The 24,514-nt window shown below is 35.0% G+C and carries 18 protein-coding genes and 5 pseudogenes; 4 read left to right on the top strand and 19 right to left on the bottom strand.

The window, feature by feature from the left end:
- Positions 1-316: 316 nt before the first annotated feature.
- On the bottom strand, positions 317-2,980 hold the full coding sequence (locus tag ACXKY9_RS29405; RefSeq protein ID WP_000520732.1) for a type IA DNA topoisomerase: 2,664 nt from the start codon (positions 2,978-2,980) through the stop codon (positions 317-319).
- A 452-nt stretch (positions 2,981-3,432) separates the two neighbouring features.
- On the opposite strand from ACXKY9_RS29405, the gene ACXKY9_RS29400 reads away from it, so the two are divergent.
- Both ACXKY9_RS29400 and ACXKY9_RS29395 read left to right on the top strand, forming a co-directional pair.
- Positions 3,433-3,606, top strand: coding sequence for a hypothetical protein (locus ACXKY9_RS29400; RefSeq protein WP_003319769.1), 174 nt, complete (start codon positions 3,433-3,435; stop codon positions 3,604-3,606).
- A 345-nt stretch (positions 3,607-3,951) separates the two neighbouring features.
- Positions 3,952-4,152 (top strand): hypothetical protein, encoded by a 201-nt coding sequence (locus ACXKY9_RS29395; RefSeq protein ID WP_000312314.1) that lies wholly within the window; start codon positions 3,952-3,954, stop codon positions 4,150-4,152.
- Positions 4,153-4,737: 585 nt separating this feature from the next.
- Here the strand turns inward: ACXKY9_RS29395 and ACXKY9_RS29390 are convergent.
- Together ACXKY9_RS29390 and ACXKY9_RS29385 are read right to left on the bottom strand one after the other, a co-directional pair.
- Positions 4,738-5,376 (bottom strand): nuclease-related domain-containing protein, encoded by a 639-nt coding sequence (locus ACXKY9_RS29390; protein WP_000866011.1) that lies wholly within the window; start codon positions 5,374-5,376, stop codon positions 4,738-4,740.
- Between the two features lie 16 nt (positions 5,377-5,392).
- Positions 5,393-5,776, bottom strand: a complete 384-nt coding sequence (locus ACXKY9_RS29385) for a hypothetical protein (RefSeq protein WP_015406623.1) — start codon at positions 5,774-5,776, stop codon at positions 5,393-5,395.
- Positions 5,777-5,901: 125 nt separating this feature from the next.
- Between ACXKY9_RS29385 and ACXKY9_RS29380 the strand changes: the two genes are divergently transcribed.
- Both ACXKY9_RS29380 and ACXKY9_RS29375 read left to right on the top strand, forming a co-directional pair.
- The gene (locus tag ACXKY9_RS29380) at positions 5,902-6,486 is read left to right on the top strand and encodes a hypothetical protein (protein ID WP_000916413.1); all 585 of its coding nucleotides are present in this window, start codon (positions 5,902-5,904) and stop codon (positions 6,484-6,486) included.
- Positions 6,487-6,505: 19 nt separating this feature from the next.
- Positions 6,506-7,084 carry a hypothetical protein gene (locus ACXKY9_RS29375; protein ID WP_078405438.1) on the top strand — a complete coding sequence of 193 codons (579 nt, stop codon included), beginning with the start codon at positions 6,506-6,508 and terminating at the stop codon, positions 7,082-7,084.
- Between the two features lie 50 nt (positions 7,085-7,134).
- Here the strand turns inward: ACXKY9_RS29375 and ACXKY9_RS29370 are convergent, their stop codons facing one another.
- The 16 genes and pseudogenes from ACXKY9_RS29370 to cas5c all read right to left on the bottom strand — a co-directional run bounded on the left by ACXKY9_RS29370 (position 7,135) and on the right by cas5c (position 24,463).
- Complete coding sequence (locus tag ACXKY9_RS29370) at positions 7,135-7,770, bottom strand: hypothetical protein (RefSeq protein WP_000817905.1); 636 nt, start codon at positions 7,768-7,770, stop codon at positions 7,135-7,137.
- Complete coding sequence (locus ACXKY9_RS29365) at positions 7,770-8,399, bottom strand: hypothetical protein (RefSeq protein WP_001024816.1); 630 nt, start codon at positions 8,397-8,399, stop codon at positions 7,770-7,772. The genes ACXKY9_RS29370 and ACXKY9_RS29365 overlap by 1 nt, the downstream gene beginning before the upstream one ends.
- 336 nt (positions 8,400-8,735) lie before the next feature.
- On the bottom strand, positions 8,736-9,449 hold the full coding sequence (locus tag ACXKY9_RS29360; RefSeq protein ID WP_000494364.1) for a hypothetical protein: 714 nt from the start codon (positions 9,447-9,449) through the stop codon (positions 8,736-8,738).
- Between the two features lie 16 nt (positions 9,450-9,465).
- Positions 9,466-11,877, bottom strand: a pseudogene (locus ACXKY9_RS29355) (DEAD/DEAH box helicase); the annotation flags it as partial.
- Positions 11,878-12,145: 268 nt separating this feature from the next.
- On the bottom strand, positions 12,146-14,011 hold the full coding sequence (gene ltrA, locus ACXKY9_RS29350; protein ID WP_000654328.1) for a group II intron reverse transcriptase/maturase: 1,866 nt from the start codon (positions 14,009-14,011) through the stop codon (positions 12,146-12,148).
- 770 nt (positions 14,012-14,781) lie between these two features.
- A pseudogene (locus ACXKY9_RS29345) lies at positions 14,782-15,666 on the bottom strand (hypothetical protein); the annotation flags it as partial.
- Between the two features lie 71 nt (positions 15,667-15,737).
- Entirely contained in the window at positions 15,738-15,965 is a 228-nt protein-coding gene (locus ACXKY9_RS29340; protein WP_000114815.1) for a hypothetical protein, read from the bottom strand.
- 15 nt (positions 15,966-15,980) lie between these two features.
- Positions 15,981-17,072, bottom strand: coding sequence for a DUF6094 domain-containing protein (locus ACXKY9_RS29335; protein ID WP_001219637.1), 1,092 nt, complete (start codon positions 17,070-17,072; stop codon positions 15,981-15,983).
- A 104-nt stretch (positions 17,073-17,176) separates the two neighbouring features.
- Positions 17,177-17,314: a hypothetical protein gene (locus tag ACXKY9_RS29330; RefSeq protein ID WP_000710813.1), complete on the bottom strand. Its 138-nt coding sequence runs from the start codon at positions 17,312-17,314 to the stop codon at positions 17,177-17,179.
- A 21-nt stretch (positions 17,315-17,335) separates the two neighbouring features.
- The gene (locus ACXKY9_RS29325) at positions 17,336-17,761 is read right to left on the bottom strand and encodes a DUF6018 family natural product bioysynthesis protein (RefSeq protein WP_000710696.1); all 426 of its coding nucleotides are present in this window, start codon (positions 17,759-17,761) and stop codon (positions 17,336-17,338) included.
- A 642-nt stretch (positions 17,762-18,403) separates the two neighbouring features.
- A pseudogene (locus ACXKY9_RS29320) lies at positions 18,404-18,886 on the bottom strand (type I CRISPR-associated protein Cas7); the annotation flags it as partial.
- Positions 18,887-19,214: 328 nt separating this feature from the next.
- Positions 19,215-19,694: pseudogene (gene cas7c, locus ACXKY9_RS29315) on the bottom strand (type I-C CRISPR-associated protein Cas7/Csd2); the annotation flags it as partial.
- Between the two features lie 526 nt (positions 19,695-20,220).
- Positions 20,221-20,700 (bottom strand): annotated as a pseudogene (locus tag ACXKY9_RS29310) (type I CRISPR-associated protein Cas7); the annotation flags it as partial.
- A 260-nt stretch (positions 20,701-20,960) separates the two neighbouring features.
- A complete protein-coding gene (gene cas7c, locus ACXKY9_RS29305) occupies positions 20,961-21,821 on the bottom strand; it encodes a type I-C CRISPR-associated protein Cas7/Csd2 (RefSeq protein ID WP_000853368.1) in 861 nt (286 codons plus the stop codon).
- 2 nt (positions 21,822-21,823) lie between these two features.
- Positions 21,824-23,743 (bottom strand): type I-C CRISPR-associated protein Cas8c/Csd1, encoded by a 1,920-nt coding sequence (gene cas8c, locus ACXKY9_RS29300; RefSeq protein ID WP_000118651.1) that lies wholly within the window; start codon positions 23,741-23,743, stop codon positions 21,824-21,826.
- Complete coding sequence (gene cas5c / locus ACXKY9_RS29295) at positions 23,744-24,463, bottom strand: type I-C CRISPR-associated protein Cas5c (protein ID WP_003319726.1); 720 nt, start codon at positions 24,461-24,463, stop codon at positions 23,744-23,746.
- Positions 24,464-24,514 lie beyond the last annotated feature (51 nt).

Below are 24,514 nucleotides of genomic sequence, written 5' to 3'. Positions count from 1 at the left end.
ATTTTGGATGATCATTATAAAGTGCTGTATATGACCGTTCCTTACACTGCGGGCATATTGACACCATACTTTCTTCATTCTCTTCCTGACTTTTCAATTTTTCAAAAGATACATTAGCAGATGCTATATTACTGGTACACAATATATATCCCCCTTTTGAGTCTTGAAATTCTAAAAATACATAAAAAAGGACACACCTATGGCATATGTATGCGTAGGTGTGTCCTTTTGCAAGATAGTTTTAGAAGTATTTTGTTACTTTCATCATATCATAGTTCCTATTAATTTTATATATGAAATTTAAGATTTTATGATATTATTTCTTTTTATTCATTATAAATGTAATACGTTGTTTTTGTACATCATAGGTTAATTTTGCATCGAATTTTTCTCCGGTTTTCTTACTTTCAAATCCTGAGATTGTATCGGTCATATTCTTCTCTAATAACTTTTTTACTTGTGCGCTAGTTATTTTCTTTTTCAAAATGCTTCCAGACACAATGAATTCGCAAGGATTTTTGTAATGTTCACATAAATAAGTAGTTTTTCCTACAATTACCCTTCCTTGGCACAAAGGACATTTCCCTATAGTACGATCATCCGTTGTTGGACGTTCAAAACAAATGCTAAGATCTTCTTTTAATCGGATAGCTGCAGTGAATTCTCCGTACTCTCCTTTAAAACCATGAATGAAGTCAGTAACGCGATTCTTCAATAATTTCTTAATCTGGCTATCAGATAATTTCTTTTCTTTAATTTTAGCTGATATCGCAAAATTACATCCGTTTTGATATTCTGAACACCCAAAAAACTTATCACGGTTTAAAATGTGTCCCTTTTGACACTTTGGACACTGACCTAGCGATAATTCTTCAACTGTAGGCAAATTAAAGCTTACTTCACCATTTATAAATGCTAGATAAGCAGAAAACTCTTTGCCATTAGATTTAAATCCTTTTATAACGTCCGTTTTGTTCTCTTCAAACAGTTTTTTTACTTGCACTGTAGGAATTGTTTTGTCTTTAATTTTCTTAGGCAAGCCAATGTTACAGTTCGGATGATTGCTGCACCCGAAAAACTTTCCTCTATCTAAAATTATTCCATTTCCACAAGGGCATTGGCATACTTCTATTTGTTGCTTCCAGGTTTCTATTAGATTATACGAAACTGTATCAGGAATTCTTATAATCTCTTGTGTTATTTTTTGTACAAACGCATTTGTTTGTACAATGAAGTCTTTATAACTCATTTCATTCTTTTCAATACGGTGTATCATTCCTTCCATTTCTGCTGTGTACAGTGGATCTTTAATTTGCTGAACAGGAAATTGTTCAATAAAGGCACGGCCAATTGGAGTTGTAATAATTTTTCCCTTTTCAATGTCTATAAAATTCTTCTCGTGTAAAGCCGGAATAAAAGCCGCTTCTGTTGCTACGGTTCCAATTCGTTTTCCTTTCATCAGCTCTTTTAAATGTTCATCATCAATTTTACGACCAGCCGTTTCCATAAAAGCAAGAATTGAGCTTTCTGTGTGTAGAGCAGGTTTCTTTGTTTTGGATTCCAGCAACTCAAAATCATAGATTTGAAGTTCTTGTCCTTTCTGCAGGATAGGAACTTTAAATGTTTCCACACTTTCTTCCTCTACTTCCTCTTGGAACACTTCTAGGAAACCTTTTTCTCGAAGCACACTTTCTTTTATTTGATAGGTATTTCCCATTGCATCAATAAGGGATACATCTCTTACCAGGTACACTGCAGGACGCATGAAATTGCCCACAAAACGTTTTACCACGAGACTGTATAGTTGTTGTTCAATCTCTGGACGACCTTCCTCTTGATATTGTTTAGTCGTCGGTATAATGGCAAAATGGCTTGATACAAGATCATCATCAAATGTTTTGTGTTTTATATCAATGGCGTCAATATCGACGGATTGTACCAGTAAAGAATAACGACTCTTAGCTAGCGCCTGCATAACACCTTTTACTCGTTCCACTTGTTCTGTAGGTAAATGCCTAGACGAAGAGCGTGGATAGGTTATAAAACCTTCTTCATACAAGTTCTGAATGTATTTTTTTGCAGTTTCAGCATTAATTTGTAATTGTGCATGGGCATCTTTGTACAAGTCTGTTAAGTTGTATAGCAATTTAGGATTTTGCTTCCTAGTGCCCTCTTTAAATTCCTCAACCGTGAGATATTGACCTTTTAGCTTCTCCCCTAAACTCCTTAATGGCGATGGGTTTAACACCTGATCTTCTGTTTTCATAACTGGAGTGAGTCCTAAATTTGTTACTAGCTGCAGATGATAATAAGACTGTTCCTTATAGTTTTCAATTGCTAACTCACGTTGACGGATCTCATGTAGCAAACACATTTGTACACGGCCAGATGCCAATAGGAATTTATTTTGCGCTAATTTTGTGGTGCATCCCCTGGTTATATTCATCCCTAATAGATAATCTAAATACTGCCTTGCTTTAGCAGAATAAGCTAGTCCATCATACTTAGACGCGCTTTCTAATCGATTGAGAGCTGCTTCGAGTTCTACAGCTTCAAAAGAGGATTTATATACGCGAGATTGCTTTTTATTCACACCTGCGTATTCGTACACTTCCCTATAGATTAACTCTCCCTCGCGGTCCGCGTCACATATGTTCACGGCATGGTCAACATCAGGTCGCTGTAACAGTTTAACAAGGATTTGTAGTTGCTCTGCATTTTCTTGTATCACCTTATACGATGGTTGAAAAATTAAGGGTAAATGTTCTAACTGAAACACTTTATACTTTGGATCCATCTCTTCCGGATTTTTCAGTTCCAGTAAATGTCCACGGCACCAACTGACAATATAATGATCATTTTCGTAATAACCGTAATAAGGTTTGCTTCCAATGTACTTTTGTGAGTGTCGGAAACGTGGCGATTTCATAATTTCATTGGCCACTTTCGGCTTTTCCGCAATAAATAACGTTTTTCCCATACATTTTTCCTCCTCAAACAAAAAAGGACACACCTACGCTATGGTTATGCGTAGGTGTGTCCTTTTGCAATATGATTTTTTAGTATTGGATTAATTCAATTATAGCATAATACTTCCTTTATGCAATTCATCATTTGTTAGTTGCACCTCCGTATATAATACACAATAATACAAATAAAATATTCAGAATTTAATATATCAACTTACCCAAAATTTAACCTAGTGTAATAACATGATAATATGAATATATATATAATTTCAAAAAGTGGGAGATTCTAGGAATACAAAAAATCTTTCTGTCATTTTTTGTATAATTAGGTTTATATGTAAGGGTTTGGTAATCGAACATAACATTCCAATTGATAGCAAAATATTACAATATTTTCAAATATAAACTACAATGTAATAGGAATCTAAAATATTCCAAATTACAATAAAAAGGTGGTTTTATAATGAAAGTTAAACAGATTTCAGCAGTTTTAAGTGGTGCATTATTACTTGGTAGCCTATCGCCTAGCATTTCTCAAGCCGCAACAGAAAAACAAACAGCAGTAAAAACAGAGCAAGTACAAGAAAATCAAAGTAATAAATTTATTCCCATTCAAACAAACGAACAATTTAATTAAACACTTAACACAACAAAAACATTTACTCCATATGTAAAAGTAAATGCAGAAGGACTTTTATATATTAATGCAACAGCAGATGAAATTGGTATAACAAATGAGGAATATCAAAACTTCTTAAATGGATTAAACTTAGAAAATGAATACATTAAAAAAGGATATTTCACTCTAGAAAAAGATGAACAAGGAAACCCTGGAAAACTTTCCACAACACAAACACTAAATTCATATGTTAATAATGACCTAAGCCAATTCAAAGAATTACAATCTTCTTCAGCTGGTTTTTATGGATGGGGATTCGGATTAAAACTAAGTAATTCTGAAACTCAATCACTAGCTGAAGCAATGGCATGGGGTAGTGCAGCAATTTGGGTTGCAGCCGAATTAGCAGCAGCTGGATATGTAACAATACCAGCTTCAGTCCCATTAGGATTAATTGCGGCTATAGTTGGACTTGGAGCTGCTACATTAGCTGTTGTTAACAAAGGAAAAGGCGTTACAGTTGGAATTACGTGGACAGGACACCCACACATACACCGTAACTAATAAATTGAAAAGGAGAACGATTTATGAAAAAAAACATTCGATTATTTGCATCTATAATCGTACTCTTAGGTCTTAGTTTATATAATTTGGTACCTAATTTACTGATCAAGAAATCAATTTTAATTATACTGATCCTGATTTGTATAGCAGTTAGTCTAGAATATATTTTCAACAAAGAAAAATACACCTACTTAAATAAAAACCTATTAATCTTTTTAAAAATAATTCCCTTAGTTGTAGCATTTTTTATAACATGGCTTTTCTTTTTAATAAGTGCTACATAAAACAAGAAAGAACCCTTTTTTATCTAAATAGGGTTCTTTCTTGTTTCCCTCAAATGTAAAGGCAACATTCTTGGGGATTTTCATAATAAAAAAGATTTATTTTAACCTTATGCGAATACTAAAGTCCATTTCAATTGAAATGGACTTTAAAACCTTTTATTAGAAATCTTCTACTCTTTTTTCTTCATTACAAAATCTTTAAAATTCCCCCTAAGCTTGTAATACTTCATGTTAAGCCGAATAGCTACTATAGAGATTACGATAAACCCTACTACATATAACATGTCTCTATCTCCATTTCTTATTGTTTAGCAAATTTATTTTTTAAATACTTCACATGTTTCTTTTCAATACCCTTATCCGTTATGTTTGCTCGCAACATAGTTTGATAAATATGTTGGACCTCATCATTTGTTAGTTGCACCTCAGTATATGATTCAATACATTTTTGTAGATCGTTATAATATAGTACATGTTTATCTTTAGAATGAACATGTACTCTTTTTAGACTGCATTTTGGATGGAACGCTGCAATAGAGATACATGGCAGCTGTTGTTCCATCACCCATTCAATGGCTTTTATATGTTTATAGTTTTGGCGAAATGGATTTTGAAAAGAGGCTTTCTTTCTAAAAATACCTTGTGTCCACCTTGCAGATTTCTCATTTCCATAGATCCATCCTTCATAGTTCTTTGTCTCTACAACAAATACACCGGTTTCCGCGATAACAATATGATCAATTTGCGTTGTATCACCATACTCCGTATAAACCGTCACATTATGTAACACAAAGTAACTTTTTGGATCTAATTTACTTAGTATACGTTTTACCAGTTTCTCTCCAGCTTTTCCTTTCCATTTTGGTACATGTTTTTTCACAACACTATTCAACGGTATTAGAACCGCAATAAGAATCAATTCAAATATCAATACTTTCATAATAGAGTCCTCCTTTTTACACCCTTGCGTTTCTGCGCATTAAACGATATACATGCGTTTCTAATCCTAAAATAAAATATGAGATACATAAGCCTTTTATCACCATCTCTACGAATCCTAATGCTAATGAAACAAGGAGCCCACCTCGAAACTGAAAAGGTCTGGTTACTCTTCTATTAACTGGTTTTTCAATGACGCCAAAGTTGGCCCAGGTAGGCAAACGTTTTTCCACATTTTTCACGGTACCCATTAATCCGTATTTTAACGATAGAATGAAACATCCAATTAATAAATAAACAACAGAAGAAAAATGGATAGATAGGCCTATTACGATGCCTGTCAGTAACCAGCCTATTAATATAGAATTTCGCAAAGCAATATATTCTCGATTTCTATTCAATACAAACAGTCCTTTCAAAATTAATAAGGTTATTTTTATTTGGAAAATATTTACATTTGTTTATAAGCATGATATGATACGTCTATATTAATTTACGAACTAGCCTAAAAAGGATTGTGATAGACATGTTAAAACTTGTAGTAGATAATACCGTAACAGAACAAGAAACAGATTCAGCTTTTTCAAACTTTTTCACTTGCAAAGACTGTGTATACTATCTTTCAAAATCAGATTCTTGCAGTCTACAATTAGCAGCTGATTCAAATAATCCCCTTATCCCTTATGAGTGTGGGAATTTTGAGGAAACCTATGAAATCGGAACGGAAGATCCATTAAATTCACACATACATCAGCAACTTCGTGAAGAAAAAGCGCAAATACTAGCTGAAAGTTATCCAGCACAACCTTCTATTGATCCAATTCACAAAGACGCAATATGGTATGGATCAGTAAACTATGGTTGTTGGATTATAAATGATTCGAAGAAACGTTTTGCACTTGCAGAACAGGTACCTTTCGGTGATAATAATATGTCATCTAAAAAATACGCATCTCCTTTTCCTTTACATGACCATAGTGCAAAAGAAGGTATCCGACACTATATGTGTTGGTACGTAAATGAAAAAGGGATTGGCGAATACCATCTTCTTATTGGTGGTGTCATCATGAAAATTGCAGAAGGAGTTAAGAAACTTGGATTCAATTACTAATCGTATCTACAAGAAAAGAATGTTAGAACATACCATACTATTTAGTTTGGTACAGCTGGTACCACTGATCGTATCTACCGGTATCATATATATATTGCTAGAACTTACTGATACGGAGTGGAAAACCTGGTTTAGTTATGAAGGAATCTTTGTAATTATTTTTCTTATAACGAGGTTCCAGGTGTTTCAGAATAAGAAAAGTATTATTTCTTTAAATCAACATGAAAAATGGTTTTCAAAGTTAAATATTTTCTTGATCTCTATATTTCTAGTATTATTTGCATCCATACCAACTCTATTAAAGATTGCTTTCATTCTACAAATGACTGTTATTCTATTTCTACTAGAATACCTTTGTTTGTATATTAATCGTTTACCAACACATAATTTATATAGAGTAAAAGAGATCATTTGTGATAAAAAGCAACTCAAAATTGAACGAATTATTCCAAACAATGAGGAACACGGTACTCATACAATAAAAACAAATGATGGCCAATACTTTTTATATACCGCTGTGTATTTAAGTGGCATACTATCGCCAATATCAGAAGAAGTATTTGAAGAATATGAAAGAAAGAACCTAATGGGTAGATAAAAGGTACTGAATGTAGATTCAGTACCTTTTCTATTTTTATATATAGTTCTTTACATATTAGCAAATAGCCATGGAGCGAGTACGGCTAACATACACAGCAAACAAGATCCCGTTATGACACGGTTGGCCCAACGGTAATATTCCGGCTGTTTTGTACTCTCATGAATTCTTCTTAAACGAATACCTGCGATTAACATAAATGGTGTGAAAATAAGTGCTGTTGCTTTAAACAGGTCTAAAAAATCCGTAAAGATGTTCATAAACGAAAATACATCGGAACTAAATAAGAAGTATACACTTAGTCTCATCGACATCATGCTGATAAATGAGAAAATCATACTTCCGGTTGCCCACTTCATCCATTGACCATTCTTTGTAATTAATGCCATAACCATGACAATAACTCCTAATACGAATGAAATAGAAAAGATATTGACTCCTACTTTAAAAGCCGGCGCATACAATCCTTCAATCTTTTGAATGATTGATGATCCAAATGAATCTTCTTTCTCTGTTGTTTTCATTCGATTGTTTAGTCCATCTTTAAATGATGACGAAACATCATTTCCTTTTAACTCATTAAAATCTACTTTTACAGAAGCTTGAGCTGCTTCTAAGGGTACAAGTAATAAAATCATCAAAACAAGCGTGCATAAGACTCCTATCATTCCTTTTTCTCGTTTCATCACACATCACCCGCTAATTTTGGTTTGATGCTCTTTAATTTAATTTCATTTCCTTCTGCAGCATAATAAAGATCTGCTGCATAATAGATATTTGCTTTTGTATATGCCCCCATAATTGCATTTGCAATTTCTTCTTTTTCTACTGCCACATATGTTTCATTTTCATTGTAAAACTCAATTTCAATTCGGTTAATATTATTATTTAACACTGTAATATGTAGTTCTTTTAAGCTATCTAAGCGATTCCCTAATCCACATACCAACTTAAATACTTTATTTGCAATTGTTGGTGGTTTTACATACGTCGTATTAAAATGAATCGTTTCATCATCTATCACACCATCTTCCTCGACTTCACACGTCATAATGAAAGAATGATTTTGTTTTTCAATTTCTTGTTGACTCAACTTGCGATCAATGACATACTTCACGCTTGTTGACAGATTTTCTATATATTCATCCAGTTCGGTATTTGAAATTTTAACCTCTGAGAATTCCGGAAAAATCATGTAAGCGTGTATATTAGAACTACTTTTACTTACACGTAATACCTGGACTTGTTTCTTTTCATAGCGCACCGTTTGTTCTAATTTTTCTACTACATTGTTACTTATGGAATTAATATTCATTTACATTCACCTTTCAAAATTGTTATTTTTTTAACTCAAAAATATTTTTTACTTCATATAATCCTCATGTTTGGATTTAATCTATTTTAAGCATTGTAATATTACGAAGAGTTCTCAATTCTCCTGTTTTAAGACTGTTAATCACTTGAATCTCAAAACATTTCAATATTACAATGACGTACAATGTATCATTATAGTCGAATATCCTTATATGGTGAATCATTCTGTCCCACTCATTTGTACAAAAATAAAAAAATGTTTTATTCTTGTACAAATGAGTGAGAAAATGCTGTATTTGATGCTATTTAACTAAGAAAATACAACTAGGAAATAGATTTATATATTCCCTAGTTGTCTATTACTCCATTCAACTAGTGTATAAGAATAAGGTGAATTGACCTCTAATTTCATATACAGTAATTGATTTTTCGGTAATATTTCTCCCTCTGTATGAATCCAATAACGCTTCTTATTAGACATATTTATGACACGTGTCAGTCCTTGTTCTTGTTCTATTACTTTTGCAGTCCACCTCACAAAATCCATATCTTCAACATCAGCTACTCCTTGTTGAACAGAAAAAACGTGTTCTGTTTCCGGTGGAATTGAAACATATTCTTGTTGTGGATACATGTCCTCATATTCTAATAATTCCACTGGTATATCCTCATCACTTGGAAAAGGAATATCATATACAGCCTCAGGAGTGGGAGTATGATGAAAATCTTCAGCATACTCCACTTCTTCTATATCCTCATGTTTTAATCTATCACTCTCTTCCTCACCCAGATTCTTATGAACAGATGTAGCAACTAAATCATATATACTTGCTACATCTTTTTCTAAGGTGATCTCTTTTGTTGGAACAGTAACACGCTCTTGTTCCCTTCCAATAGGTTTATTTTCTCTTGGGCACCAATAAACGGGGCGTTCCACCGGTTTATTTTCCATTTCTTTTTTCTTGGCTTCTTCCATTAGAAATTTTTTCTTTGAATTACGAACTACCAAAAACACATAACAAAATAGACCAATAAATATTTTTGTAAACATAATATTCCCCTCTCGATTATCCAAATAAATCGAACTCAAACTGTCCATCAATTACTTTGTTTTTTCGTTTTCCTTTCTTTTTAGAAGAATCCACTTCAACAATAACTGAATCCCAGAATGTGATATCTTGTTTTTGTACAAGCATACGCTTATCAGTATTCAGTGTTGTTAAAGCTCGAATGACATCTTCTATTTCTCCAGCTATTTCAAGTACATTCTTCTTCACTCGAACTCCAGGTACTTGTTCTTTTTTAATACATTCAACAGCCCTTTGTACAAATTGAACTTCTTTCATAAATGCAACATCCATAGTTCCTGGTAATTTTCCCACCCAGTTCGTAAATTGAATTTCAATTGATTCAAACACAGGTGTAATCACATTACCGATATTTGCAAGAACCCGCTTCGATTCATCAGATGCTGCTTTTGTCCATTCCTCTGTTGAACCCTTTAATTGATTTCCACTCTTTATGTTTTGAATTAATAGAGTCTGTAGATCTCCAGTATCACCAAGCATTGCATTCAGACCATCACTTGTAACCTCACCGTTCATTGCTTCAGCAGCTTTATTCTTTTGAGCAATTAATTGCGCCATCTGCTGTTGGAACGTTTCTCGGTATCCAAGATAGAAGGTCCTACATTGCTTAGTTTGGCCAATACGACAGTGTCTTCTTGCTGCCTGATTCAACGCGAATAAGCTAAATGGTAATTGATAAAATATCAATGTAGGTGTTGCAAGTAAATCAAGACCCACCTTCACTAATTCTAGCGAGCAAATAATTACATTCACACCGCTATTCACTTGATCTTTTAGCCATTCACTACGTTTTGGCGGAGTAACTGTATTGGTACGGAGAATAGCTACTTTCGCACCAGATATTTGCTCTACAACCTTCTGTAAACGTGGTTGAACGTCTCGTTCTTTTACTGTAGATCCTGTATCACATACGTATACGATGGTTGGACGGCCCTCAGAAATTTCTGTACGCAATATACTTTGCAACTCTCTCTCTTTAGGCTGTATACAATCCTCATCAAATTTGAATTTATCATTAGACCAAACCAGTTCTTTTCCTGCATCATCTAAGTAATAGTTCGGATAATGGATCATATTGTCTGGATATGCATTACCTGTACGAATATAAGAAAGCCACAGTTTCCCAGCGTCTGGTGTACCTTTCGCTGCTTCAATTGCTTTTTCAAACGACTCTTTCATATGCTCATAGGCTTGCTTCTGCTCTTCAGACATATCAACAAGAATTGTAGGGACGTTGACTAGTTCCACAGGATTTGGCCATACATCTTTAAGACGTACATTAATGGTTGTATCCATTAAGAATTGAGTAAACACATAAGGTGAAATACCAGGTACAACCTTAGTTTTATCTAATGTACCTTGTGCTCCGCGTGAAGCTATATTAGATGTGACCTCACCATCATGGTAATATGTTCTCTCGATGTTTCCGTAGGTTTCATTCCATTCCATGAAAGAACTGTATTCAAAACCACTTTTAACCATTTTTTGAGGGAATAAACGCCATAACGTATAGAATACATCGCTTGCGCGGCCACCAAATAATGTACCTGTTCCAGCTACAACTTTCTTACAAACCTTTGCTAAACTTCCTAAAGCAGTTCCTTGTGCAGATTCACTTTTCAGCTCATGTATCTCATCAGCAATAAGAACGTCAAAGAAATGCTTCATTTTTCTACGAATATACTCAACAGCAGCTACTTTTCTATACGCTCTTCCTGAATGTTTTGCGTCATATGGTTTTACACGATTCTCTAACTCTAGTTGTTTTTGTAAAGGTTTATTTCCCTCTTTAATTGCCTGCACTAATTGTTCCTCATATTTTGTCCACTCTTTAAAACTTGCATATTTTGTTTTTACTTTTGGGCTCCAAATATTTGAATTACAATCAGCACATACACTATTTTTATTCGTTTTAGTATCTAAGTCACTAGCTGTAAAATCTTTATATTGACATACTTCTTTTTGTTCACCATTGGCCTGTTGAACCATGATAGAAGATGTTTTTTTACGTAACTTAGCACCACAATCCGAACAGTAGTAGCCATTCTTATAATATCTTTGCACCTCTTCCTCAGATTTTTTAGAAAGAGGAGTCTGCTTATAAGATAATGGCATCATTTTGATAGAATCTCCTCGCATTGTTGTAAAACTAATAACAAAGAAGGTTGGTTTTTGTGGTTTTGGTCTCCCGGCCTGAATCCAAGCTTGATGAATACGAATAAGATCCTCAGTTCGTTTAATAAGGTGTATCTCTGCGTCTGGTAATAAGTGTCGTATTTCTTCTTTTGCCCACTTCTCAGTAAGAGTTGGTGGAACAAATACGCATGTACGATATCCTTTTTTCCCTTTTAAATGAAAATAGCCATCTACTGCAGCTGTCATCATTGCGCTTTATGTGTGGCATCTCAATCCGTAAGGATTGAGGTAGCCACTACCCATTTCGGGTGCGATAGGTAAGACTTTGAAGTAATCTCCACCTTTTCCCCCGCCCCACACCGTACGTGCGATTTTCACCGCATACGGCGTTCCATCGGGAAACCATATTTCAAACTGTTGTCTCAGTTCTCCATAAAGACTGTTATAGCATTACGACTATAACCGCCATTACACTAATTTGTTCAAATACGAATAAGAGTTAATTTATCCTCGAAAGCCGTACTTACTTAACCTCTTTAAGCAACTTTCTAAGTTGCTCTATTTTCTTTCCACCTTTTGTATTGGTAACGGGATTTTCGTTGTGAACCAGCTTGTGGCATGTTTTGCACAAGGAAACCAGATTTATCACCTTATTGACTTTATTAAGCGGTAGTTTAGGGTTTTTATGATGTGTGTTAAGATTCCATTCATTTAGCTGAACCTTACAACAGTTACATTTTCCCCTATCTCTGTTAAATGCGTATTCTCTATTCAGATAGAATTCAAAGTTATATATCGGATAACGGTTGTTGAGTTGGTAGAAAGGAATCTCTTCTTGGAAGAAATTCGGTCTTTCTAGTGCCTCACGTTTGCCGGTTGTCCGTTTATAAATACTTCGGCCATTATCTGTATAGGGCGACATTAAGAGATTCACTTTCATCGCATTACGTTTTGGCGTAAATGCAAATTTGGTGATTCCTACTTTAGCTCCATGTTCTTCAATGAAGAATACTTTACTTTTTTGCTCTTTGTGTCTATCTCTTCTATTTAAGAGAGTATCCGCTGGAGTGGTTAGTTGATAATATCGTCCACGTCGATTGTTCATAAACAACCATGTTCTCCATTGGGCGTAATGAATACGTTTGTCAAACCCTTGAAATATAGTAGATACATTGGCGATTTTATAATAATTTGCTATGCCAACAATCTTTGAGTTGATACTCTCGATTATGGCAACCTGTTTGGATTTATTACCACGATGGTCATAAAGGGTTTTAATATTTTTATTAATCTCCTTTATTTTCAACTTGGCTTTATCCATGTTAGGGATAGCTTTTCCTTGTATGTTGCCTTTTCTAAGCCGATGTTCTTCTGCAAAAATCCAGAATCCTAAGAAATTGACTCTATTCGTTCTCACATCAGTGATTAAGGTCTTCTCTTTGGACAGCTCCAGTTTCAATTGGTGGTTAAAATATTTCTCCACTTTTTTGAGAATCCGCTTGGCATTTCCCTCGCTTTTACAAAGGATAACCCAGTCATCTGCGTATCGAATTAGAAATGTATCTTCATGTCTTTGTCGGACACGTTGTAGTCCATTTCTAGAAACGTCTTTGACCTTGTATCTAGCTGGATGCTCTTGGAACATTCTAGCAATCTCCCAATCAAAATAATTAAGATAAATGTTAGCCAAAAGAGGTGAGATGATACCGCCTTGTGGTGAACCACTAACGTTATCTCTGACCTTTCCTTCTTCCATAATTCCTGCTTTTAGCATTTTCTTAATCATCATAAGCACTCTTTTGTCTCGGATTCCTATTTTCCACATTATTTCAATCAACTTATTGTGATTGATGTTATCGAAATACCCTTTAATATCGCCTTCAATTACCCAATAGGTTTTGCTTCTCCTGATACGTTCAAGTGTTTCAGCAATAGCTTGCTCAGCTGAACGCATTGGTCTGAAACCAAAGCTATAATGATAAAATTTAGCTTCGGCTATGGGTTCAATGACAATTTTGGCTATTTCTTGTATGATGCGGTCTATCATGTTAGGAATACCCAAAGGACGTTGCTTACCATTTGATTTTGGAATGTACTTTCTTCTTACTGGACTAGGTTGATAGTTATTAATGTTCCTACGAATTAGAGACATCAACTTATCTCTGCCCATTTGAAGATAGTAGTCCATAGTCTTACCATCAGTGCCAGCAGTTTTGCTTCCTTTATTACCCTTGATATTATGAATGGCGGTCAGTATAGTCTGCTCGTTCTTCATAAGTTCAATTAGGTTATAGAAAGGTTTACTACTTTCTTTGGCTATTCGGTACATGCTATCGAGTGCTAGTTTTAGCTCTTTTTCGTTTTGTGGAAATTGTTTATTATCCTTCATTTTTATATGGATCGCCCCCTTGATTAGAGAAATGGACTATCCGAAATGAATTAACTCTTTTACTCTCACATGGTTCGTTTGAACATTTCCTCAATTAGTGCAATACTTCTCGACTAACACCCTTCCCTAGAATAGTTTCTCTCCTCTCCTACACTTCGTTGCAGAAGCAACTTATAGCAAGATACAAACGGCTATTCATCATAGGTACTATGGTGTCGCTGACTTCCAATAAGTTTCATAGGCTCCAATACCTCCGCTTATTGGCTCTCGCACGTTCCCTTTAAACCAGCCCTTCTTTTACATTCCTTAGATGCCCTCTATACTCCGACGCTACTTGTTCATGAGTAGACTATTCCTAACTCTCATGAATCTTATATAAACTCTGGAAAGACCTATATAAGCAATTTCTCCTCAGGCAAGAGAGAAATATCTTCACGCAAGACCCAATCATATATCTCGTTATTAGATTGGGGAATGAGTAACGGAGCGTACATACGAGGGTTCGATTTCGCTCATCATAGAATGTTTTTAAAGCCTACCGCCCTAAATCCACGTTTAACGAGTTCGCTTCAAGGACGGCTTCACCTAGCTTCAGACCCCTATCACATTGGAATGATAGGCGCATGTAGGAGTCTCATAGACATGACTTGAATTGGAATATTAGTCATGACAGGGAATTTTCACCCTGTAAATCGTTTAAAGAGTTGTAACCAATCTTAATAAGATTTGGCCCCCGCTTTTCGTGTTTAAGCTACACTTATAGCGGAACGTGCCGCACTGCCCGTGCTCATTTCCCCCTGCAAGATGATTCCCTTTTGTACTTGTAAAGCTTTTGCTACACCTGTTGCTACATGTGCTTGTACAGGGAATAATGGTCTTTGATATGTATCAAAATGAGATAATGCCTGATCTTTCATCGGTTGATGTAAGGGCTCATCCAATTTTGTAACCTTATCAAGCATGTCAGGTGAATATTCCAATAGGTATTCATTTAAATCATTAATTTCATTGATTTTTTCACCTGTACCTTCTTGCGGAAATTGACATTTCCCAGAGCGTATCATTTCTGATAAAAACTCTTTACAATCCGTTTCTTTTAGTAAGACTTGCGCAATCGTTAGAGAAGAAAACTCATTCTTATCAAAATACACCTCTAACGGTTGTAATAGATCTCTTGTTAGCATCTCCTCATAAATTGGCCTCGCCCATTCTTCTAAGATCGGTAAACCATACGGAGGAGCCATTAGGAAATCCCTTACTTGTTTCTCTGGCGCTTCGTCAATTGCAACAATATACTTTTCTTCTAATTCTCTAGAAAATGCAATAATTGCCTTCTTCTTATTTGCTGTTTGTGTGTTAATAAATTCAAACTGACCTTTTGAGTTTACATTCACTTTTTTATCTAAAATGTAATGTAATTCTTCTTTTTTTCCCTCTCCAAAATACAAACGATTAGTTCCCATTGATATGGCAGCACGGAATGACTTTAATGTACTGTCATTCGCACCTAGTACTGCAAATTGGATTTGTTGATGACGATTTACTGCCATTGCAAAACAAAAAGCTGTATGTGAGGCAACGGCTGTCTCCAATTGCAACATTGCTGGTGTTTGTTCCTGGTCAAATGTATCTTGTTGAATTATTTCTTGTATCATAAGTTTCCCTCCTAAAATAAAAAACGCATCTTATTCGATACGTCTCATGTCCTACTCATTCAATTTATTGGCTAAAAATCTATAAACTGTTTCCACTCTGGTAATGATTGTTCAGCCGCATGTAGCATATTACCTGCACCTTGGAACGCTGAGAATTGCTCTAATACTTCCAAATATGTACCTGCACCTAATTGAGAAGCACATAAACAAATGACTGTAAGTACAATAGCAATACGAAACATACGATTACTAAATTCCCATACGATAAATAATGCTCCTATTCCTAATAGTACAGACATAGCCTTCTTCCTTTCCTAGACAAGTTCTTTGACTTCACCGGTCGGTGTTGCGATGATAAATTTCGCGCGGCGTTTTTGTAAAACAACTTCTTTCGTTGTTTTTTGAAGTGGCTCAAATGAAGTTTCATAATACACATTCTCAGATCCACGGACCGCATGGAGTGTATCTCCTTCACCCAGTAAGCCGTCTGCCACACCTGTTATCAGCAATAGTCCTAATTGTCCGGAAGCAATCGGCATTTTCGCTCTTTCAGCAGCTGTTTTCTCACCTTGAAGTGAGTAACCATTCCCTCTATTTAAACGCTTTTTGAACGACGAGATACCTTCCGATTTCCCAACTCCTTCATAAGCACTTTTATAATCCACTCGTGATGTAAAAATAAGTTTGTTTTGATGACGCAATTCTGGTATAGCCCAGTCCTTACGATTTACCATTTCTGCTAATGTATTTACATGTTTTTTGACGAAAGAAAGGTCAGACATATTTTCGCAAAAATTAGCAAATCGATCATTGAAATATGTATCATTCTTCGTAGCTGCACGCTTACGGCCAATAAAAACACATTGCTTAAATTGCTCAAATTCTTCATTTTCATCGCCAAAACGCATTAATCCTATTTCCTCATAATGTTTTGCTATAAAATAGCTAATATCGTCCCTAGCAAATTTGTCGTATGGAATGACATACACCATAATCCCACCATCTTGTAAATAAAGGTGAGCACGCTTTAGGAAGTTGAACTCCATTTTCTCTGATTTTGTATTTTCTGTACGAAGCTCCGTATTATAAGGAGGATTTAAAAAAATAAGCGGAAAGTAGTCATGACTAATCATCATACTTTCAAAGTCCGAACATACCACTTCATCTAATTGCTCTTTTGCTTTTCCATATCGATTTGCATCTACTTCCACACCATATGTATCAATTTGTATGCTAACCTGTCTCACCTCATCTGCAAAACTTCGTAAAATTGTACCTTCTCCACAACATGGATCAAAGCAAGCATAAACTCGCTCTGGTTCCATTTGTAATAACTGTATTAAGTGTTTCCCTTCTAATAGTGGTGTTGGATAATATCCCGCCGCTAAATCGTTACCTATGCGCATTATATATTTCCCTCCAAAGTTCTTTTTGCAATAAAAAAAGGAAGATCCAAGTATATACATCACTTAGTTCTTCCTTTTACCCTCTATAAACTACCTCGACTTGCTTAAAATGGTAGTTCATCATCTGTAATCTCCGATAGCTCTTCCATACCAGCAAAAATATCATCCGGCTCTTGGGATTGCTCTTTTGTTTCCTGCTCTTTTGGATCATCTAATACTGTCCAAATCTTATCTTTTTTCATATCTATATCCCTCTATCCTTCTTACTTTTCTGTTTCATAAATAAGTTCTTCGTAGTCAAAAAGATAATCTTTCAACTTACGCATGATTTTACGAAACTTTGGTTCGGCTACGATCTTAGTACCACTATAAAAACTTTGTTGCCCAACAAAGCGCCATAAGATAACATAGCCTATGTTCATTTCCTGTATCCCTTCAATAAATAATGCGATTTCTTGAATGGCTTCTTTTTCATTCATAGCATGTGGTTTAAAGTATTGAAATTTACCAACTGGTAATATAATTTCAGCCTCGAAACAACCTCGCATTTGATTTAATCTTCCTCTTGTTTCAGATGACATTGTAGATGTAGCATATGACTTCTGTTGATATGTCTCATTTGCCTCTATTCGTGTTTTATGCTCCTCTACTGTTGGTACTAGTCGTAAGTGTCTACAATCTTTTTTCATTTTGTTTTATCTCCCCTAACTGTTTAATTTGCTATATTTTGATACATGGCCCCGCCTGCGAACTTGAAAACAACACAAAAAGAGCTTCTTCAAGTCGATTAATAATGTGTATAGCAAAATAAGCTATATATACACTAATCGGCTCAAAGAAGCCCTTTCAAAATTGAAACAAGACGCAACTTGCTTCTACAACTCAACCACAACACAATAAGGTGTGGGAATAAACGGAATCAATTAAACTAACAATATACCTATATATTATATAATATCGTTATATATTTCAAGAAATTTTAATTAAAGTTAACGCATTACCAAAAGACTCCTTCTTTCTCAAGATTGTGAAGAACGTTAATCAAAAGGTATTTAATGCGTTAGACTTAATAAAATACTATCAAGTGTCTTACCACTTTCAATCCAAACACCTACTAGAGGTGTGACGGCCCATACAATTCCTTTAGACGTTTAGCACTAGCAATTTCAATTCACGTAACTATAAGAGGTGCGACACTAACTTTTTGGGTTGGAAGGCTGGCTTTAAAAATTTCAATCCGCGCACCTGCAAGAGATGTGACTTTCCTTTAATAAATTGATAGAGTATCTCCTTATAAGAAGATACTCTATCAACTATTCTGACGCTTTTTATTACATCCCATTAATAATCTCAACTATTAAATCATCTAATTCATGTACCAGTACAGTATAATCATCGATTGTTTTTGGCTCGTCAATATTCCGTTTAACCTCTAATAAACGATGTATTTTTGCAGAGGAGTATTGACCAAGTTTTGAACTATATGATCCCACCAACAAACTCTATGTACTTCTATAATTCCTTCAGGGCGTGCTGCTGATGCATCATTTTCAATCAATGGAACCAGTGCATTTTTCATCATCTCCGCATCTTCGTTAGTAAAACCTGTCTTTTCTGCTAACTGTGTATTAATACTTCCATAAAAAAACATAGACTCCAAAATCAACACGATGCTTTATCCCCGTTGTATCTGAACCTTTATCCTTCCCAAGCTCAGAATTTACACTTTTCTTAATCTGCATACAAGTAATATCAATCGGATCAACACTTGTTGCTGTATGAATTGAAACAGGTTCTCTTACTCCAACAGAGACACTAAATTACTATCAATTATCTTATCAGCCTTACTCCACACACCTACAAGAGGTGCGATATTCTTTGTGTGTTACTGTTGTATACGACTTAAAATTTCAATCCATGCACCTATATAAGGTGCGACAGAGGAGCATAAAACACGAATGGAAAATAACCAATTTCAATCCACGCACCTATTTAAGGTGCGACATCCCTGCTTCTATCATTCTCGGTCAAATGGTCTTTATTTCAATCCACGCACCTGCAAGAGATGCGACTTTCCTTTAATAAATTGATAGAGTATATCTTTATAAGGATACTTTCGTTCAACTATTCTGACGCTTTTTATTACATTCCATCAATAATCTCAACTTTTAAACCATCTAATTCATGTACCAATACAGTATAATCATCAATTGTTTTTGGTTCGTCAATATTCCGTTTAACCTCTAATAAACGGTGTACTTTTGCAGAGGAGTATTGACCAAGTTTTGAATTATGATCCCACCAACAAACTTTATGCACTTCTATACTTCCTTCAGGGCGTGCTGCTGATGCATCATTTTCAAACAATGTAACCAGTGCATTTTTAATCTTCTCCGCATCTTCGTTAGTAAAACCTGTCTTTTTTGCTAACTATGTATTAATACTTCCATAAAAGACATATACTCCAAAATCAGCACGATACTTCATACTCATCGTATCAGCACCTTTATCCTTACCAAGATCAGAATTTACACTTTTCGTAATCTGCATACTAGTAATATCAATCGGATCAACACTAGTTGCCGTATGAATTGAAGTAGGTCCCCTTACTCCAACAAAAACACTAAATTACTATCAATTATCTTATCAGTCTTACTCCATACACCTACAAGAGATGCGACGAAAGTAATCTAGATAAGGCAGCAAGTAATTTAATTTCAATCCATGCACCTATATAAGGTGCGACTTGTTTTTCACAAAGCATTAATACCAGCTACATATTTCAATCCACGCACCCATATAAGGTGCGACTTCTTTTGATCCGTAAGAACGTTCCATTTCCATATTTCAATCTACACACCTATATAAGGTGCGACGTCCCTTCCATCGGCGGCAGCTCATATTCAATTATATTTCAATCCACGCACCTATATAAGGTGCGACTCGATTCCACTTGTTCAGGCTCTTTGAATATCATATTTCAATCCACGCACCTACTAGAGGTGCGACATCCATTTGTTGTTACTTATGAACTACCGCCAATGATTTCAATCCACGTACCTACAAGAGGTACGACTTTTCTTTAATAAATGGTTGATTAACTTTTTAATAAATACGCTTTCCTTCAATTATTCTAACGTTTTCTTCATTACAGTCCATCAATAATAGCCACTTTTAAAATATCTAATTCTTTTACCAAAATGTTATAGTCATCAATTATTTTTGGTTCGTCAATGTTCCGCTTAATATCCAGTAAACGGTGTACTTTTGCGGAAGAGTACTGGCCAAGTTTTGAATTATGTTTCCACCAACAAACTTTATGTACTTCTATACTTCCTTCAGGGCGTGCTGCTGACCCATCATTTCCAAACAATGTAACCAGTTCATTTTTAATCTTTTCCGCATCACCTTTGGTAAAATCTGTCTTCCTTGCTCATTGCATATGAATACTTCCATAAAATATATAAGCTCCAAGATCAACACCATGCTTCATCCCCATCGTATCTGAACCTTTATCTTTCCCAGGCTCAGACATTACACTTTTCGTAATCTGCATACTAGTAATGTCAATCGGATTAACACTAGTTGTCGTATGAATTGAAGTAGATCCTCTTACTCCAACAGAGACACTAAATTACTATCAATTATCTTACCAGTCTTAATCTACGCACCTATATAAGGTGCGACTTCGATTGAACAAAAATTGATTCTTCCATATCCTATTTCAATCCACGCACCTACATGAGGTGCGACGATACCGTTTGAATCGATGTTTCTCATAGTGTCATTTCAATCCACGCACCTGCAAGAGATGCGACTTTCATTTAATAAATTGATAGAGTATATCTTTATAAGAATACTTTCTTTCAACTATTCTGACGCTTTTTATTACATTCCATTAATAATCTCAACTTTTAAATCATCTAATTCATGTACCAATACAGTATAATCATCGATTGTTTTTGGCTCGTCAATATTCCGTTTAACCTCTAATAAACGATGTACTTTTGCAGATGAGTATTGACCAAGTTTTGAATTATGATCCCACCAACAAACTTTATGTACTTCTATACTTCCTTCAGGGCGTGCTGCTGATGCATCATTTTCAAACAATGTAACCAGTGCATTTTTAATCTTCTCCGCATCTTCGTTAGTAAAACCTGTCTTTTCTGCTAATTGCGTATTAATACTTCCATAAAAAACATAGACTCCAAAATCAACACGATGCTTCATCCCCATCGTATCTGAACCTTTATCTTTCCCGGGCTCAGAATTTACACTTTTCGTAATCTGCATACTAGTAATATCAATCGGATCAACACTCGTTGCCGTATGAATTGAAACAGGTCCTCTTACTCCAACAGAGACACCTTTTCCAGCTCCCCCTTTAAAGGCAAAAACTTGTCCAAAGCTTCTTACATCAATCCACTCTTTACATGCAATTGCAGCAAATTGTTCATGTGGATTATCCTTCGATTTTAACGCTTTGACTAAATCTACATTGGTTTCTGCTCGTTCCCTTAAACTATTAAATTGGTCTACCTTCCTGTCATTTGATTGAACAAAAATAGATTCTTCCATGTCTTGCAGACGATTTCTAATCTTTCGTTTAATGGCTACATCAGAGATTTCACCATGTCCATCATAATTTTGTCTTGGGCGATTTCCATTCAAAGGATCTCCATTTGGATTAGCTTTTGTAACTGATAGAACAACTGCAAAATCGATTTTGTGATCTAAAGTTTTCATTTTTAATTCTCCTCTCCAATATTTACTACATCATTTAGTGAAACATTTTTTTCTTTTTTTTGATACAATTCATGCCGTTGACTATAAAAGCCTAACAAGTATTTTCCAGACAGTGGTTTATTATTAAAATCTTCAATTTTTATCATTGAGCCAATCTCATCAATTAATTTGTTATAATACCAAACTTTCTCCCCTAAACGTGCTTGATACGGTTGTAGGGCCCCTTGAATGGTCCTCCATGTTCTTTCCGGATGTTGTGAAAAGGAATTCATATATCTCCTAGCATTTGTAGCACGTTGGTCACCATTATTTAATGCCTTTCTTTCCAAAACATCCGCAACCGCTAGAAGGCGTCCGAAGAGATAATCTCTATTATTATTTTCCTTATCTAATACCAATTGATATCCCTCCATTTTATTAATTAATGCACATGTAATACTTAATGTTTTTTCCCATTCCCATTTTTCCATTGATAGAGGGTTTGATGCACGCTGAAAGGCACTTCTAACAATGTCGAAAGGGATTTTTCTCTCATCTATGATGCAAGGAAGCATACGCTCCATCAAACTCTTGACTACTTTTTCGTTTGCTTTTGGCCCATAAGCAGCAAATGCAATATCTCTGGTTGACGGTGTCCCATAAAATTTAACAAATTCATTATCTGCATTTTTACGGTAACCATGCTCCCAGACACATGTAGAATGCCAGTTCTTCAACCTATTTAAATAAAGGTTTTTATCCATATTACGATAGTAAAGAACCGCTAATCTACCTGTTGTCGCTGAATCAAGCAAGAGAATATTTACATTTTCACTGGAAGATAAATTATTTTTATAACCATCAATTGCCTTAGCAACTTCATTGGCAAATTGTTCATGTGTATAGGATTTTATTTCTCGCTTTTTAGTTCCTCTTATATCCATAGAAAATATACTGTAACTATCCTCTACAATATCTGGAACATCTTCTGCATCATTGCCCCATACAAGAAATACACGTTGATCGATAATTTTTCCTTGCTTGTTAATAAGCCATTTCAATGCATTATGTGCTTTTTGGGACACATCATAGCTAATATTCGCTACTTCATTTGACGTAGTAAATCTTCCTCTAAATGTGAAACCTCTTAAATCATTTGAAGAGATTAACTTTGCTTGATCACTGGCATTTCTAATCTTTTTCGCATGTTTATCAGTACTCGGTTTTATTTCCCCTGTAACATAGCAGTAATCTTCATTATCTAGGAGGCCATCATAGAAATTAATAAAGGAGTTATGTATTTCTTTGTCTTGCCATACCTTTGATAGCATCTTATTTGGAGAATACACGGTAAATCTAACAAACGCGGCTTCTTGGCCAGCTGGAAGCACTGTAAAGATTTCGGGCTTGTTCCCCAGAAAAACTTCAACTTTTTTATCCCATTTTCCAATCAGCTTTTGGTTTTCATCAAGCCATAATATTTTGGTTTCTACCAAGTCTTTCACTAATTGTTTTTTTCTTAAGTATTTGTAAATGCTTTTTAATTTATCTGTAGAATATGGGGATTCTACCCAATTCCTTAGGTGTTCGATATAATAGCCAAATGACTCCTCTTCTTTTTTACTGCCGCCGTATTCACCAAAATCACCTGCAACGTAAGTTAATTTATCATGTAATGGATGAGGAACTTTATACGCTCCGGTACCAGACCTACTTGCAGAGTCTTCTGTACAAGGGATCAATGTATTGGCGTCGCTCTTATCTATGACTGTTGCTGAATGGAACTCCCCTTCTTCTGTAATTAAAACTTCAATATTTGCTGACTGAGTAGTGTGGGAAATAGGTAGCAATGTATATTCTTGGCCATTATATTTTTTTTCAATTTTACCGACTCGATCTAAATTTGATTGATAGGTCTCATACAAATTCAATAGCCAACTCATTTATTCACCTCCTTCTTCTAATTGTTTTATAAGCTCATCAACTGATTCAACGTTTGAACTGTCAAAAATCTTTGGATCCATCTTGGATATTTTACGGATTTTTGTACATTCTTCTGGTCGGATGAATTGAATAATTCCATCTCTCATTACCGGATTCCATAATCGAACTTCTAATTCATTCCTACCTGTTTCATCAGGATAATTAAGCCCATGAACCATTGTGCCTAAATGAATATCTCCACCATAATTATCGTAAAAGCCTTCTCCTTCGCCAAAAACACAAGGCTCCACATATCCTTGGCATTCTCTCGTTCCTAAAAAAATGTCTCGCCGTCCTCCAACTTTAAGTGAACGTTTTAGGATGTTATGATGCTTATATTCATTACGATCAAAAGCTAAATCAGGTCGATGATGATTAAAGATAAAATGAGCCTGAACTTGGTATCTTACATTCTTTAAATATGTGTAATTTGCGAGTGTATTTCCACCACCATATTCAATTGGACGAATACCTTTTGATTCCATTTTGATTGCATTCATAATTCTTATTTTATCTACAATCATAAGAAGAGTTGGCTTCCAGTAGATTGATTCAACAATCCCTTTGATAGCTTGATAAGTTGGTACTTGGTAAGTTAACTTTTCTCCTCCCATTTTCATCAAAGGATCTGTGAAAAGTGCGTAATCACCAAAAACCTCAAATTCAATAGAATTCCGCAAAGATTCTTCCTCCTTTTTCATTTTCATTTTCTATATTTTTCTAGTAAATTA

It is taken from the genome of Bacillus sp. 2175, assembly GCF_057812155.1.
Note: the sequence above shows the minus strand (reverse complement) of the source record. Positions and strands in the feature narration are given on the sequence as shown.